General features: G+C 36.3%; 18 protein-coding genes and 2 pseudogenes. 11 read left to right on the forward strand and 9 right to left on the reverse strand.

All coding sequences use genetic code 11. The features are described from left to right. Positions 1-25: 25 nt before the first annotated feature. A pseudogene (locus KFV11_RS00365) lies at positions 26-388 on the forward strand (DapH/DapD/GlmU-related protein); the annotation flags it as partial. 296 nt (positions 389-684) lie between these two features. Here the strand turns inward: KFV11_RS00365 and KFV11_RS00370 are convergent. Together KFV11_RS00370 and KFV11_RS00375 are read right to left on the reverse strand one after the other, a co-directional pair. Beyond that, a complete protein-coding gene (locus KFV11_RS00370; RefSeq protein WP_254250011.1) occupies positions 685-1,269 on the reverse strand; it encodes an NADPH-dependent F420 reductase in 585 nt (194 codons plus the stop codon). 39 nt (positions 1,270-1,308) lie between these two features. Next, positions 1,309-2,622, reverse strand: coding sequence for an NtaA/DmoA family FMN-dependent monooxygenase (locus KFV11_RS00375; RefSeq protein ID WP_254250012.1), 1,314 nt, complete (start codon positions 2,620-2,622; stop codon positions 1,309-1,311). A gap of 154 nt (positions 2,623-2,776) precedes the next feature. Between KFV11_RS00375 and KFV11_RS00380 the strand changes: the two genes are divergently transcribed. The 4 genes from KFV11_RS00380 to KFV11_RS00395 all read left to right on the forward strand — a co-directional run bounded on the left by KFV11_RS00380 (position 2,777) and on the right by KFV11_RS00395 (position 5,221). Further along, positions 2,777-3,148, forward strand: coding sequence for a winged helix-turn-helix transcriptional regulator (locus tag KFV11_RS00380; protein WP_133417694.1), 372 nt, complete (start codon positions 2,777-2,779; stop codon positions 3,146-3,148). Between the two features lie 219 nt (positions 3,149-3,367). Further along, complete coding sequence (locus tag KFV11_RS00385) at positions 3,368-3,913, forward strand: YdcF family protein (protein ID WP_254250013.1); 546 nt, start codon at positions 3,368-3,370, stop codon at positions 3,911-3,913. Between the two features lie 134 nt (positions 3,914-4,047). After that, positions 4,048-4,629, forward strand: coding sequence for an NUDIX hydrolase (locus tag KFV11_RS00390; RefSeq protein WP_133417696.1), 582 nt, complete (start codon positions 4,048-4,050; stop codon positions 4,627-4,629). Positions 4,630-4,666: 37 nt separating this feature from the next. Beyond that, positions 4,667-5,221, forward strand: a complete 555-nt coding sequence (locus tag KFV11_RS00395; protein WP_254250014.1) for a histidine phosphatase family protein — start codon at positions 4,667-4,669, stop codon at positions 5,219-5,221. Positions 5,222-5,248: 27 nt separating this feature from the next. Here KFV11_RS00395 and KFV11_RS00400 read toward each other — a convergent pair whose 3' ends face one another. The 5 genes from KFV11_RS00400 to KFV11_RS00420 form a co-directional block, all read right to left on the reverse strand. Then, positions 5,249-5,785, reverse strand: coding sequence for a tunicamycin resistance protein (locus KFV11_RS00400; protein ID WP_254250015.1), 537 nt, complete (start codon positions 5,783-5,785; stop codon positions 5,249-5,251). Then, the gene (locus KFV11_RS00405) at positions 5,778-6,323 is read right to left on the reverse strand and encodes a histidine phosphatase family protein (protein WP_254250016.1); all 546 of its coding nucleotides are present in this window, start codon (positions 6,321-6,323) and stop codon (positions 5,778-5,780) included. The genes KFV11_RS00400 and KFV11_RS00405 overlap by 8 nt, the downstream gene beginning before the upstream one ends. A gap of 115 nt (positions 6,324-6,438) precedes the next feature. Continuing rightward, positions 6,439-6,954, reverse strand: a complete 516-nt coding sequence (locus KFV11_RS00410; RefSeq protein WP_254250017.1) for a hypothetical protein — start codon at positions 6,952-6,954, stop codon at positions 6,439-6,441. A gap of 14 nt (positions 6,955-6,968) precedes the next feature. After that, positions 6,969-7,478 (reverse strand): DUF3278 domain-containing protein, encoded by a 510-nt coding sequence (locus KFV11_RS00415; RefSeq protein ID WP_254250018.1) that lies wholly within the window; start codon positions 7,476-7,478, stop codon positions 6,969-6,971. A gap of 10 nt (positions 7,479-7,488) precedes the next feature. Then, entirely contained in the window at positions 7,489-7,680 is a 192-nt protein-coding gene (locus tag KFV11_RS00420) for a helix-turn-helix transcriptional regulator (protein ID WP_254250019.1), read from the reverse strand. A 210-nt stretch (positions 7,681-7,890) separates the two neighbouring features. Between KFV11_RS00420 and KFV11_RS00425 the strand changes: the two genes are divergently transcribed. From KFV11_RS00425 to KFV11_RS00440, 4 genes are all read left to right on the forward strand, one after another. Next, entirely contained in the window at positions 7,891-8,778 is an 888-nt protein-coding gene (locus KFV11_RS00425) for a helix-turn-helix domain-containing protein (protein ID WP_254250020.1), read from the forward strand. A gap of 268 nt (positions 8,779-9,046) precedes the next feature. Continuing rightward, on the forward strand, positions 9,047-9,619 hold the full coding sequence (locus KFV11_RS00430) for a helix-turn-helix domain-containing protein (protein ID WP_254250021.1): 573 nt from the start codon (positions 9,047-9,049) through the stop codon (positions 9,617-9,619). 248 nt (positions 9,620-9,867) lie between these two features. Next, positions 9,868-10,527, forward strand: a complete 660-nt coding sequence (locus KFV11_RS00435; protein WP_254250022.1) for a hypothetical protein — start codon at positions 9,868-9,870, stop codon at positions 10,525-10,527. A 62-nt stretch (positions 10,528-10,589) separates the two neighbouring features. Next, on the forward strand, positions 10,590-11,711 hold the full coding sequence (locus tag KFV11_RS00440) for an LPXTG cell wall anchor domain-containing protein (RefSeq protein ID WP_254250023.1): 1,122 nt from the start codon (positions 10,590-10,592) through the stop codon (positions 11,709-11,711). Positions 11,712-11,747: 36 nt separating this feature from the next. Here KFV11_RS00440 and KFV11_RS00445 read toward each other — a convergent pair whose 3' ends face one another. Next, positions 11,748-12,299: an SF0329 family protein gene (locus tag KFV11_RS00445; RefSeq protein ID WP_254250024.1), complete on the reverse strand. Its 552-nt coding sequence runs from the start codon at positions 12,297-12,299 to the stop codon at positions 11,748-11,750. Positions 12,300-12,432: 133 nt separating this feature from the next. On the opposite strand from KFV11_RS00445, the pseudogene KFV11_RS00450 reads away from it, so the two are divergent. Continuing rightward, positions 12,433-12,597 (forward strand): annotated as a pseudogene (locus KFV11_RS00450) (helix-turn-helix domain-containing protein); the annotation flags it as partial. 110 nt (positions 12,598-12,707) lie between these two features. Then, entirely contained in the window at positions 12,708-14,063 is a 1,356-nt protein-coding gene (gene brnQ, locus KFV11_RS00455) for a branched-chain amino acid transport system II carrier protein (RefSeq protein WP_254250025.1), read from the forward strand. A gap of 309 nt (positions 14,064-14,372) precedes the next feature. On the opposite strand, the gene KFV11_RS00460 is transcribed toward brnQ, so the two are convergent. After that, the gene (locus KFV11_RS00460) at positions 14,373-15,728 is read right to left on the reverse strand and encodes a YhgE/Pip domain-containing protein (protein ID WP_254250026.1); all 1,356 of its coding nucleotides are present in this window, start codon (positions 15,726-15,728) and stop codon (positions 14,373-14,375) included. Positions 15,729-15,810 lie beyond the last annotated feature (82 nt).

Below are 15,810 nucleotides of genomic sequence, written 5' to 3' on the forward strand. Positions count from 1 at the left end.
TATCTTTGAAAAATCTTTTATCGATAATCTGAAATGCTATAACGACTACGGACGACATATGACGTTCGGTAAAGAGATTTTCATTAATAAAAATGTCACGTTTGTAGATTTAGGTGGTATTGAAATCGAAGATCATGTGTTGATCGGACCATCGGCTAGAATCATTTCAGTCAATCATATCGTGGACCCTGCAAAGCGTCGCGGACTTGTCGTAAATAAAGTGGTCATTAAGAAAAATGCCTGACTAGGTGCAAATGTTACTGTGTTGACTGGTGTGACGGTTGGAAAGAATTCTATCGTTGCAGCAGACTCAACGGTTACAAAAGATGTTCCGCCAAATACGATTGTAGCAGGCACACCAGCGAAAGTGATTAAAGCAATTGAATAGAAGCTGATTCAATAAATACACTTGTGGTGATGACGCATCCAGAGATTAATCATTCACTGGTTAATCGGATATGGAACGATGCTTTAAAGGACCAATATATTGAATGTGTAACGCAATCATTTATGTTCAAAAAAAGACCTCAAATGAGGTCTTTTTTATAGCGTGTCCGCATCATATACTTTTCTGTTCATTGCGACGATATCTTTATGCTGCATGTGAGGTCTGAAATGATTCATTACTTCATCACGATGAATCGGTGCAGCAGCTTTGTCCGCTAGTTGTAATGCACGTTCTAATTATGACTTATTAAGTTCAGTACAATATGCAGGAGAACCTGGTTGATGTCTCCAGGAGTTGTTTAAATCTCCATTATCAACCACATCAATGCCGATTGCATTAATCATTTCTGCAATTACATCTTTATGGCTTTGGTTATCTCCAGAAATCGCCGTGGCCATTTTTGAACCATCAGCTGATGTAATAGTTTGTAGTGTCCTTGCAAGCAAGTTGTTAAATGCTTTAATAACAGGTTTTTCGATTTGCTCAGCTATCCAGACACTTTCAACTTTGCCATCTTCAATAGGCTGGATGTTGCCATCTCTGAATGGGTAATAGTTTGTAGTATCGACGATGATAGTATTATCATCAAGTTGTGATAATTTTTCTTTAATTGTAGGTACAACATGGAAAGGTAGAGAGATGATTAACACATCAATATTTTGAATTACTTCCTCAAAAGTTACTGCTTTACCTTTAAAGTCTTTACCTTCTAATTTTTTAATCGATCTAGCGTCAGCAATTTTAACGTCATGTCCTGTGTTAAACAAATGTTGAGAGAGGGTTGTGCCGATTGGCCCAGCACCGATAATTCCTATGTTCATATTCATTCTCCTAGCTCATATTATTTCTTAACGATTATATTAATAAGTCAATCCATATTCATACGACACGCCTAGATGGTCTCTTAATGTTTCGCCTTCATATGTTGTATGGAATAATCCACGTTCCTGTAAAATAGGCACCACAAGTTCTACGAAATCTTTAATACCATCATGTGAGGAGTCAGGGACTATTGAGAATCCATCTGTCGCATCGGCTAGATACCATTCCTCCAAGAAGTCAGCTACCATTTCAGGTGTACCGACAACAACTGGATGGTAGTTAATCACACCATTCGCGAGTACATCTTTAACTGACATGCCTGTCTTTAATAATTCGAATGCTTTTTCTGAACGAGGGTTCATGGGTGATGGGTACATTTGATTGATTAAGCCTTGAGGTAACGGTTTTGTGATATCTATTGTATCGACACTCAACCCTAAACCGACCATATATCCTAAATATTCAACATGATGGGCTGTTTCTTTCGGCGCGAATTGCTGCATCATATAGCGTCGTTCCATTGCTTCTTCTTTTGTCTTACCAATTGAGAACATAAATCCTGCAAACATTTTAATATCATCAGCTTTACGGCCATGAGCTTCAGCACTTTTACGCAACATCATGCGGTGGAGCTTAGCATCTTCTTTCGTAAATGGATTGGCATAAACGCCTGAAGCGAATCGACCGGCTAGTTCCAGACCTTTATCGCCACCGCCTGCTTGAAAGATAGGGGGCTGCCCTTGAGGCGATGCCGGAATGGGTAAGGGTCCTCGTGTTTGATAGTGTTTACCTCGGTAGTTGGCAAGTTCAACTTTTGACATATCTACATATTCACCCGTTTCCTGGTTATGAATATAAGCATCCTGACCAAATGTCCCCCATAGTGTCTGGACAGCTTCAATGTGTTCTTGAGCCATTTCATAGCGAGTATCACGATCTGGCAGGGGTCTTCCGAAGTTGGCAGCAGCTTCATGATTAGAAGTCGTCACAGCATTCCACCCCATGCGTCCGTTACTGATAATGTCTAATGTCTTTAATGTACGTGCTAAGTTATAAGGTTCAGTATATGTGGTTGAATAAGTAGATACGAGTCCGATATGACTTGTTTCACGTGCAACAGCAGCTAACGCGATTGTCGGGTCCATCGGGTGCATCGGAGAATTCGTTGATAGATCATTCGGTAATGCGGGTGTATCAGCAATAAACAGCGTATGGATTTTACCTTTTTCAGCCATTTTCGCATTTTCCACATAATAATCCATATTCGTATAGGCATCTGCCACAGCACCCGGCATACGCCACGTCTTAAATTCACCACCATATCCTGATACCATCTGTAAAGCTAGTTTCATCTTGCCATCTCTTTGATTAATGGTCATAATAAAGCTCCTTCTTTGTTTGAGTTATCGTAGTATAAATTATATACTGATAGATAAGTTTGAGAAGACGGCAATAAAATATGAGTAAGTACTATTTTTAGTACTATTGTATGAGGACGAGGTTTGAATGGCGAAAATTTGTAAGTATGGATTTGATGATACAATGATTGTAAATAAGAGAGACTTGTACGGGATTGGATTCACGCAAAACCTGCTATCCGGACGGTGGAAATACTTTATTTTATGGTTTTTAAAAGATGAGAAGAAACGCTTTAGTGAAATTAAAAAGTTTCTATCCGGTATTTCGCAAGGATCACTTACGAAACAATTAAAGGAATTAGAAAATGACGGCCTTATTCATCGTGAAGTATATCCGGAAGTACCGCCACGTGTGGAATATTCATTGACTGAAATGGGGATGGAAATTTTACCGATATTAAGAATGATGGAATCATACGGCAAGAAACATGGAGAACAAGCCGAAGATTATTTGTCATGATGAGCGTTTGACTTAGCGTTCACTAAAAATGATGAAATAAATTATGAGAAATATCTTCGTCTCAATTGATCCATTCAAGCTTACCATAAATAAAACTAAGTACATTCGTTTTGAATGTACTTTAAATAGTTATTTTAGAATCACTAACTGCCACATTTATCTTAATTAGTAAGACGAAAGAAGAATCCATCCAATAGATTTAATAAATGAGGTAAACTTATGAGAAATAACTATTTAAGTGAGTTTATTTTTATTGAACATATTCCAGAACCCGCTGACATTATATTAATTCCTGGTAGTACTGAAATCGCTCTTGCAAAAAAAGCACTCGAACTTTATCGAAAGAGATATGCTGATTGTATTCTTATCAGTGGCGGATATAATAAAAAACTTGCATATAAACAAACTGAAGCTGGTTTTCTTGCAGAATATCTTTATGAAAATGGAATTTCTCCTTCTGCTATTTATTTGGATCATTTTGCTCAAAATACACAACAGAATGCGGAATTTAGCAAGAACATATGTAATAAAAATAATTTGGGTATAAAAAAAGTAATAATAATCTGCAAAAATTACCATGCTAAACGAGTTATATTGTCTTACCAAAAATATTTTTGCAATGATTGCAAGTTTATTATCATTCCAGTAGTTGATAGTAGAAATATTTCTAAGTCGACCTGGGAGAGTACCGACAAAGGGAAAGCGCTAGTCTATTCAGAGATTGAAAAAATAAAAAAGTATTTTAATCAATATCCAAATTGCTGATTCATAATTAAGGCCAAGACATGAAGGAGTACTAGTAGTGAATATAATTGAAATTAATAATTTGTCTGTAAACTTGGATTTGACAAAAGATATTTATGAATTTCTAAATGAATACTATGGAGAAGAAGTAGTTTATGACTGAGATAATAAATATTTATCATGACAACTATAAGTTCAAAGGAACGATGGAAAGACGAGAAGCTCATCAAAATGAAGAGTGGCATGAAACTTTTCAATGTATTTTCATAAATGATGAATATATATTTTTGCAAAAAAGAAGTTTGGTTGTCAGAGATTATAAAGGTATGCTCGATGTAACAGTGGGCGGTCATTTACTCAGTACTGAGATAGTCGAAGATGGTGTTCGTGAGATTGAAGAAGAGATGGGCATTAAAGTGACTTTTGACAGATTGAACTTCCTTTGTACGATTCCTGAAGAGTTAATAACTCTTAGTATAGTTGATAAGGAATTTATTAATGTCTATACTCTCGAAATTTCAGAAGAAGAACGTAAAAAAATTAACCATGATACTGAAGTTGATCAATTGATAAAAGTAAACAAGATGGATTTTTATAATCTTTGCTTAGATTATTCTAAAATCTGTGTAGGCTATCAAATATCTAATGATGAAGAATTTATATTTACTAAAGATGATTTTTTACCTTATAGCAGAGCTTATTTTGCATGTCTAGGTGTATTATTAAATAAAATCTAATCGAACTAATCAATGAATAGTTAAAAAGAGAGGCATTATGAAAGTATATCTTCTGAGACATAGACAAAATACATTAAATAAAAGAGGGGGATGGTCTAAAGAACCATTGACTTCAACTGGTGTAGAACAAATTAAAAGGACAGCTTATTTATTGAAAGGTATAAAGTTTGATGCTGTAATTAGTAGTGATTTACTAAGAGCAGTCGAAACTACTGCTATATTAAGAAGTTTATTAAATTTAAATAACGTTAGTTATTGCCGACAACTTCGAGAAGTGAATAACGGATTATTAGCTGGAATGGATAACAAGATTGCAGAAGAAAGGTGCCCGAATATTTATTGGAATACTTTGAAATGGGATGAAAAATATCCAGAAGGTGAGAGCCCTAAAGAATTCTATCAAAGAATCCAGCAATGTTGGAATAGAATTATTAAAGAGAATGATAATGAAAGGTCCATTATGATTGTGGCACATTCAGGTGTCTTTGAAGTTATTCAAAATCTCGTATATGGGACAGAATACAGCAATAAAAAACAAAGATATAAAATAAAGACAGGAGAATTTGTAGTCATAGAAAGTGAACAAATCTGACCAATAAAACTGATTAAGGCAGTTCTCTCAACTAATTTCTATAAGGATAGATGAAACGATTTCATCAATTTCTTTCTCACTAGTATCAATCATATGATATATCTCTATTTGATCAAAGGCTTTAAGACATCTCTCGATTTGTTGATGGGGCCATGAATCTACGTTGTCACCACGTTCAATTAACCTGTTTTCAAGAGTTTCTCTGTCGGCTTTTAAGAAGAAGTTTTTAATAATAGCAGAATCAATGTCTTTAGTTATTTTATAGTAATAGTCTTTCTTTGTTATAGTCATGGGAATAACAATGATGCCGAAGTATTGTCGTAGTAGTTTGTTTAACATCATACGATTAATCATCCGCCATTCATAATGATCTTGAAAATCAGAGCATTTTATATTCTCAGGTATCGTGTGATTGATATAACTTCCTGCATGCTCCGGATCGAAAAGATAAGAGTTAGGAATAGCTTTCACTAATGCATTTGCTATCGTCGTTTTTCCTGCTCCAAAGCGCCATTCAGCCAAATGATTCTTGTTTTGTTTATCATTTAATACTCCGTTAAACATATTTTATTTTCTTCAGCTTTTTGTTTTCTATCTTATATCTGTATATATCGGGCATTTTCATTCGTTGCCACTCGTCAAAGCCAAATTCTCCTTCTGTTAGGTGATGGAATAGGACTGCAAATGCTGTTCCGTGTCCACAAATGATGATATCACCTTCTATATTATTTGTTATCTCTCTATAAGCAACCAACAATCGCTCAGCTACTTCATTTAATGATTCTCCGTTCAAACGTTTGTAATCAAAGTCCTTCCATTGTTGTTCAGAAAAGAAAGAGAAATCGTCAATCCATGATCCGATTTTTCTCTCATGTAAATCGTTGATCAGATTTATGTCTAAATTTAAAAAAGAGGCAGTAGGTTCAATCGTATGAACCGTTCGTTGATAAGGGCTGCTATAAATAGCTTTAATATTTTTGTCGGCAAAGAAATGTTTTAGTTCATTGGCATCTTTCTTACCATTGATAGTTAAAGGAGCAGTCTCGTCCTCTTGAATAGTTATATCTCTTTCAGCATGCCTGACAAAATAAACGATAGACATTTGACGACCTCTCTTTCTTATATTGTTCCACAGGAAACATAAGATTAATTAAACTATACAGGAACTATATCCGCTGTTTATAATAATGCGAATTTTTATCTGTATCAGTTTATTTTTAAAATCTTTTAGCCATCATCATTTTGGCTAGAAGATATATGAATGTCACTAATATACTGATTTCTACAATAGTTCCTAAGATATCAAATATATCTAATCGGGGCATATGATTATCAGTTAGAGCAGTTACATAACTTGAAACAACAAGATTTGCAGTAAATAAGAATATGCTTACATAAATCATTTGTCTCTTTAGCACTGATATTTGCTGATTATAGTGTTTTTCGTCATAAGATTCGATATACATAGTTTGATTATCTTTTCGGATCTTATTGCCCTTAAGAGTAGTAAATAAGAATATAAAAGTTTGAATAAACAATAGAAGTGGAGTTGCGGCTGAGAACTGATGATAGTATACATCCCAACATAAGCTGATAAGAAGAAATAGAGTTACGAGACCGAATATATAAATCGTACCATTTGCAAGAACATGGTACATCTCATTTTTCTGATACTCATCTCTAGGATTGTGAAAGCCCATATAACGTTGAAGCATTTTTTCTTGGATATTCATTGATATTTATCTCCTTAATCATATTCTTTTATTATTTTAGATTTAGCAACGAAATACATAATGGTACCAAAGAAGAGGCCACCTAAAGCCCAACGATATACTCCGTCTATTGCTAAGTTACTAGACTCACCTGACAAATGAGGAAATACGAGTTCCATCCATACAAACATAGTTGTTCCCCATAAGATGCCAATTTTTAAAGCTTGAAAACGAAGTGTTTTTAATTTTTCTTTATATTCTATTTTGCTATACACTTCATCGGTATCAAGATTCATTTTCTTGGACTTTATCAGAGTGTAGATAGCTACAATCTGTTGAATAACAAATAACAGCAATGTACCTATTGAAATCATATCGAAGTACAAGTCAGCTATCAGGCTTATCATCATTGCTATACTAACGATAGCAAAAGAATATACGTGACAATATGCCATTATCTTGCGGCCTTGCAATCTCATATACTCATCACGTTCAGTTTCAAGTCCTACAAAAACAGGTAAAATCTTATCCATTAAGTGATTCATATCCTTCTCCTTAATCTTCTTCCCAGAATAAAGTATTAAGATCAGTCTTTAATGCTTTTGCAATCTTAATGCATAAATCCAGTGAAGGATTGTATTTGTCATTCTCAATTAAATTGATAGTCTGTCTTGCAACTTCAATAGATTTGGCCAAATCTAGTTGAGACATATTTAACTCTTTGCGATAAGTTCGAACTTTATTCATATTTAACCTCGGATAATTGTGTCTTATATATATGACACAATCAGTTTATTACTAATTATTGGATATGTCAATTATAAATGACATAATTTTAGAATGGCTGTCAATTATGGGTAGCAAATTATTATTATTCAAAAAAATTAATATCAAGATTAGCAATATTAATCAAATAATCTTTAAGTATAAAAGTTAAAATCATTATGAGGTGATTAATTGAACCATAAGGATATCAATAGAATCATTGAGATTGTAGAACAAAATTTATTAGAAAATTTTTCGTTAAATGAGTATGCTAGATTAACAGGTTATTCTAAATTTCATCTGATTAGAAGTTTTAAAGCAGCTACAGGTTATACGCTTTATGAGTATATAGCTCAACGTCGTATTGCTTTAGCAGCTGAGTATTTATTGTATTCAGATATTACTTTGATTGACTTGGCGATAACACTCAACTTTCAATCACAAGAAGCATTTACTCGTCGCTTTAAAGAAATCTATGGAATGCCACCAGGGAAATATAGAAGATTAATAGGAGCATTAATGGAAGAGGAGGCTATTTTAATGAATAGTGAAATTAAAGGATGGATAGTTTCAGGAACTACACCTCATTTATACAAGATAACTACGGATAAAAAAGTATTTCATAAAGGAAAACAATCTGCTCTGATTCATGGAACAGGGGGAGATAAAGATTATAATGATAATACCTTTGGAACAATTATGCAAAGTATATCAGCAGAACAATATATAGGTAAGAGAATTAGATTTTCAGCATTTATTAAAACTGAAGAAGCCGGTAAAGTAGGATTGTGGGCAAGAATTGATGATCAAAAATCAGATATTTTGCAGTTTGATAATATGATGGAACGAGCAATCACAGGAACAACCCACTGGAACCACTACTCTGTAGTTCTTGAAGTTACAGAAGCAGCTGAATCCATTCACTTTGGTGTGCTATTGGTAGGTCAAGGCAAAGTATGGATTGATCAGTTTTCAGTAGAAGAAGTTGATAATTCAGTTCCTTCTACAGATACATTAAAGAATAAGGATAGTTTACCAAAAGTTCCAGTTAATCTTGAGTTTGAAGAAGTTCAACAGTGATTTTTTATATAGGTTCTTAACCACAATTACAATAACAAAAAGATTAAGAAGCAGCTTATTCGTAATATTGTATTCAAAAATGAAATATAAAGCGACTCTCCAAGATGACGAGCCTTTCACTTCTAATATGCATAGTGCTGCAATAATGATTTCCCAGGAAATGTGGACTATAAATTATTTTATAGATCGAGGTTTATAGTATTATAAGGACATTAGATAGCAGGAAATCTTTTAGCAAGTTACGGTATGGAGGAAGGAGCTGTTGAACATGGATGTAGGAAATCAAATTAGATATTACAGGAAAGAGCAGAACTTATCCCAGATGGAACTGGCCGAAAAAATCTTTGTATCAAGTCAGACTATCTCTAACTGGGAGAATGAAAGAAGCTATCCCGATTTACATAATTTGATTGAACTTGCAACTTTGTTTGACGTTTCCTTAGACCAACTCGTTAAAGGAGATGTTAAAGTAATGAGAAATGCAGTGGATCACAGTAAAATGGATGAGTATGGAAAGCTGATGCTAATATTTACGCTGTTAAGTGCGTTAGCTTTTGGTGCGGCAGTGAAATTTAGTGAGGGGTGGTTTGGTTTTCTTATTCCATTTCTACTTTGGGGAATTTCATTTTATTATGCAAGTAAGATTGAGCGGTTAAAAAATAAGTATGATGTTAAAACATATAAAGAAATTTTAGATTATATGGAGAATGGAGTCAAAACAAACTCTACTCCAAGAGACAACAAGAAATATATCAAGGAGAAAATTATAATTGTCTTAAGTTTTACAGCAATTTTTGGAATTCTAGCCCTTTTATCTTTTGTTCTGTTTCAGTTGTTTTAAATAATAAAAAAAGCCACAAATTTTTCTAATGAGAATAATTTGGGGCTTTTTATATGTTTGGAAATCATAAACTATAACAGAGTGTTAAGATTCTCGAAATTGGCGACCTTATTATAAATTTTTATAGATAGAGTCATAAATTAGGCCAAAAGTTAATAAGAGTAAATTTATATATTGATTATAAGGTAGAATGTTTTATAATTAAATCGTAATGATTACGATTTATAGGCGAGAATATGAATATAAAAATGAGTAAAGTCGTATTGAGTACAGCGTTATTATTAGGTGGAGTAGAAGTCGTTGCAGCACAGCATGCTTCTGCTGCGACAAATTCAGTGATGTCTTACGTAAATGTAAGAGACGAAGAAGGTTTAAATGCAAATGGTGCGCATGTTGTATTGTTTGATGGTGACAAGCAAGTTGCATCAGCTGTGACGGATTCAAATGGGCGCGCGAGCTTTGATGCTTTAGAAGACAATAAAATTTATCGTATTGAAGTTGAAGGTGTGAAGATCAGTAATGCATACTTCAAGAAAGGTAATGATCTGAACGTTGCAGTTTTAAGAGAAGCATTACCTTCAGCACCTGCAGTAGTTGCGAATACAGCAGGCGCAACATTTACAGCTCACGTTATTAACAAGGATATGCAGAATGTAGCGAACCAGAAAGTAGACTTATACGACATTACAGCAGGCGCAGTTTTCTATAAGTCAATGATGACAGCTGCAGATGGTAATGTCGTATTTGATGTGCCTGCGGGAAGAAACTTTGCCGTATACGTCAATGGCGTGAACCAGGGTTACACACTGCGTGGTGTAGAAGGCTCCAAATTAGAAAACACATTCTTGTCGACGCGAAAGGGGAAGGCAAATATAACGCAGAAACACAGCCTGCGACAGTATTTGTAGTCGATGAGAACAACAATCCGTTAGCAGGACAGAAGGTAGCGTTATACCGCGGGGGCGTAAAAGTGGCAGAGGCAGTGACGGCGGAAAACGGCAAGTTAGTATTCAGTGATAACCTGACAGTCGGCACACTTTACGACATCTACTTAAACGGTGAGAAGTTAGCGAACAAATTCGTGAAATCAGGTGCCACAGAATATGTATATGGTACACCGGCTGTGAAAGAAAAGGTCGCAGGCGCAACATTTACAGCACACGTTATTAACAAGGATATGCAGAATGTAGCGAATCAGAAAGTGGACTTATACGACATCACAGAAAGTGACGTTTTCTACAAGTCAATGACGACAGATGCAAATGGTAACGTAGTATTTGATGTACCAGCAGGAAGAAACTTTGCGGTATATGTCAATGGCGTGAACCAGGGTTACACACTGCGTGGTGTGGAAGGCTCTAAATTAGAAAACACATTCTTCGTCGATACGAAAGGTGACGGCAAATATAACGCAGAAACACAGCCTGCGACAGTAATTGTAGTCGATGAGAATAACAATCCGTTAGCAGGACAGAAAGTAGCGTTATACCGCGGGGGCGTAAAAGTGGCAGAGGCAGTGACGGCGGAAAACGGCAAGTTAGTATTCAGTGATAATCTGACAGTCGGCACACTTTACGACATCTACTTAAACGGTGAGAGGTTGCCGAACAAATTCGTGAAGTCAGGTGCCACAGAATATGTATATGGCACGCCGGTTGCGAAGGAAGAACCAAAAGAAGAATCTAAGGAAAAACCGCATGAAGAACAGAAAGTAGAATCGAAGGAAGAAAACAAACAAGATCCAAAACAAGAAGATAAGAAGATAGATAGCAAAGTTGATGATAGCAAGACACTTGCGAAAGCAATGAATGAGGTTAAAAAGAAACCTGAAGCAAAAATGATGAACTCATCAACGAACCAAAATGAAATGAGATCAGAAAAAGCTGTAGTGCATCAAGATAATAAAGATAATGAAATGACTGTGATGAATAAAGCTGACAATAAAATAGATACGAAACAAATGGCACAACAAGAAAAGCAAGAAATGAAAAAATTACCGATGACTGGTGAACAACAAGGTCTGCTTGCTGGTCTTGCAAGTATGTTATTTGTAGCAGGTACTGGGTTATTGATATTTATTCGTAGAAAGTAGCATGACAGGGAAGTACTCGAATGAGTGCTTCTTTTTTTAAAGATTCTCAGCATTCTTTCTGATGGAAGAAAATTTCTGGACAAGTGGCTGTTCTTGGTGGAGGTCTATATTCTGCAGTTTTCTCATACCTAACCTTCTATCAAACATGGCGTAGGCACGTATCACTTCACTTCGGTTATTCATTGCTTCTTGTATCGATAACTGATTATAGTTGAAAAAATCATAAATAGTATAGTCGGCGTATAACCCCCGCTGATGTAGAGTTTCTTCTACTTTATTATTCGCTTCTTCCATACGATGTTGGTAAATCAGACTTTCTGTTTCTGACAGCTCATCCATCATAAAACGATAACGTTCATCAAGTGAAGGCATCTCTTCACTTCTTTCCATATGATTCCCGAGTCTATAAGCTTCCCTTTCATATGAGATGTTGTCAGTGGCAAAGATCTCATTTTTATCAAACGTGATCGTCAGACGGGAAGGCTGATCATGGGATTGACGATATACGACTCGATTAATCTGGATACGCCCCTGTAATGAATCGCACAATAATGATTCCAGCATCTGTTTTCGTTTAGTCCAGCGCATAAGTAAAGTGTCCTCCTATGATTTAGTCTATTTCTTACGCCAATTGTAAAATTAAGCTAGACAACTAAAAAAGCCTTCTGTGCTAAACTCAATATGTATTTCCGTCCAAAGAAAACATAAGGAGTTAGCACAAATGGCCTATACACATCTTACCACGGATGAACTTGCGTTCATAGAATCATATTACCACCAGAAAATTTCGGTCAGTGAGATCTGCCGGAGAATTAAGCGTTCAAGACAGACCGTCTATAATGTAATTAATACATTTAAAGCGGGTATATCTGCACTGGAGTTCTATTTTTCTGACACTTATATTATAATGGGATGATAATCATCTGCCGCGCTTTAAAGGATGATAATGAATTTTTCAATAACCAGATAATTGAATACACCTTAGGAGTAATATCTATGAAAACAAAACTAACTTTTAAAGAAAACCTTTTTATAGGTTCGATGTTATTTGGTCTGTTTTTTGGGGCGGGGAACTTGATTTTTCCCATCCACCTTGGTCAGACCGCAGGCTCAAATGTCTTTATTGCTAATCTCGGCTTCCTGATTACAGCGATTGGTCTGCCGTTCCTCGGTATTATTGCAATTGGAATCTCAAAGACAAATGGTCTATTCGATATTGCGAATCGCGTCAATAAAACATATGCCTATATATTCACCATTCTGCTCTACTTAGTTATCGGGCCATTCTTTGCATTACCGAGACTGGCGACGACTTCTTTTGAGATTGCGTTCGGCGCGTCTTTACCAAAAGGATCAGTGGGCTTATATTTAAGTTTATTCAGTGCAATATTCTTCTTAACAGCATGGTTCTTCGCACGTCGTCCATCGAAAATTCTAGATTATATCGGTAAGTTTCTGAATCCAGTCTTTCTGATTCTCTTAGGACTTCTCATTCTGCTGGCTATGATTCATCCTATTGGTGGCGTGACAACCGCAGCAGTGTCCGCTGATTATCAGGATTCTGTTCTTTTGAAGGGCTTTGTGGATGGTTATAACACGCTGGATGCACTCGCGTCACTGGCATTCGGTATCATCATCGTGACAACGATTAAGAAACTCGGCATCACGGAGCCGAGAATCATTGCGAAAGAAACCGTCAAGTCAGGTCTTATAACGGTTATTCTAATGGGGCTTATCTATACATTACTCGCAGTCATGGGGACGATGAGTCTAGGGAAGTTTGCAGTGAGTGATAACGGTGGAATTGCGCTGGCACAGATTGCTCAGTACTACTTAGGTGGTTATGGTATCATTCTCTTATCATTAATTATTATCGTTGCCTGTCTGAAAACAGCTATCGGCTTAATCACTGCCTTCTCGGAGACATTCGTTGAGCTATTCCCGAGTCAGAAGTATATTATGTTCGCGACAGTTGTGAGCTTCGCTGCTTTCATTATCGCAAATTTCGGTCTAACTCAGATTATCGCCTATTCTGTGCCGGTTTTAATGTTCCTCTATCCGTTATCGATTGTACTGATTCTGCTGACTTTATTCGGCGGGTTTTATCACCATTCAAGAACTGTTTATCAGACAACCATTTACTTCACATTGATTGCAGCACTGATTGATGGTATTAAAGCCAGTCCTGCATTTCTCAGTCAGACAAGATTCGCCGAAAGTATTATAAATTTCGGAAATCACTATTTGCCATTCTTCTCGATCGGCATGGGCTGGGTGCTGCCGGCATTGATTGGCTTTATTATCGGATATATTATCTATAAAGTGCGCAAACAGGATGACAGAATATCTTAACAGTTTCTTGTGAAACGTCTCATCCATTGATGGGTCGTTTTTTTATTTCAATAGCATCTTAATTATCATCTCTGGACGATTGATAATATTTTGGTATCGACATGCGTCTAAATATAGGTTGATGTACTGATGTTCATAATGACCGTCGGCAGAGCAGACATACTATAGGAAAACAATGAAAAATAGTAATCAGTGGTTACACAGAATAGAATATAAGTAAGCCTCATAACAATGGTATTACAATTGAAAGCACCCCGGACGTTAGATTTAAATCTAACGTCCGGGGTGTATTTTAAGGAGAAGATAATTTTATGCAGGTACTTCAGCACGTTTGTCGCTATGCTTGCGCAGTACAGCAGCGAGTAACGTAATCACCATACCGAATGTTGCAAGGCCGGTCATGACAATGATCGGTGTATTGAGTGTCAGATCTTTATGGAGATATATCAGTTCACGTAAACCATCGACATAGAAACCAAAAGGAATCCAAGTCAGGACATAGGTCTGGTAGAAATCATTCAGCATTTGTTTAGGTAACGTCAGCATCTGCATGCTGAAGAATAACAGCAGCACAAATAGCGGAATGGCTTTCATGCCGAGCCATGACATGACTCCAAGGATCAGCATAATGAAGCCGAACATTGAAATTGCGATGAACATCGTTGTCTGCGTGATGTTTGGCATATAGAAGTCGAGAACTTGCGTGATAAACCATACGCCGAGCACACTTGAGACGATGGCCGCTGAAGCCGCCATCGCAAACTGCATGAATGTCGCTTTCAGGCGTTCACCTTGTGTCACAAGATGTGAAGTACGGAAAGCAAAGAATAACACAACTGCTGATACAAGTGAACCCATCCAGATAGGTGTGAAGAGCAGCATGCCGCCCATACCATTTCCCTGATGGTCGTGAATTTTATTCATTGTTGTATGTTTCACTGTCACAGGATTCATCAGTTGGTCCATGTGATCAGCTGATACTTTAATTTGATTGTCGGACAGATTTTTTACAGCCTGTTTGCTTAACATGATATTGATATTGTTACCCATACTAGACAGCATTTTGTCACTAATCTGTGCCGCCTGTACTGAGGCACCTTGATTGATAATAACTTCCAGCTGACCTTTTTCAACAATGATCGGTTTTAGCAGGTCTGCGTTCTTTTTCTGCATTTCTTTCATTTTCGCCTGCATCTGCTGGACGATGACTTGTGCCTGCTGCGGCGAGATGACGCCACTTGCGACTTTAGCTTTTAAATCAGTCTGAGATTTTTTCGCCTGCGCCGCTGCTTCAGCTTTTTTCGCAGTCTGTATTTCGTGACGCATAGCGCTTGTGGCATTCTCAGTGAAGTTCGCTGGAATTACAAGAGCACTGTAATATTTGTTGTTGTCAAAACCGTCTTTCAAATCTTTCTCGCTCTTTACAGTGACAAAATCAACTGTTTCATTTAAGTCTTTGTTATCTTTAATTTTATCGGTAAAAGTCTCGCCGATGTTCATCTGCTTACCTTGAATCAGCAGTCCTTTATCCATATTGACGACAGCAATCGGCAGGTTCTTTGGCTTCGGATTGAAAGCTGGGGAAAAAGCTAATGACATAATCCAGATGAGCAGTGAGCCGGTAATAAGCGGTAAGTAAAATAGTTTATTTTTTAAAATATTCATATGTTTTCTCCTTATTGAACATAATGTTGATTAATAATTACAATGTATATTATAATTCGAATAATAAAGAACACAATAACCA

Source organism: Macrococcus equipercicus (assembly GCF_024205945.1).
Lineage (GTDB): Bacteria > Bacillota > Bacilli > Staphylococcales > Staphylococcaceae > Macrococcus > Macrococcus equipercicus.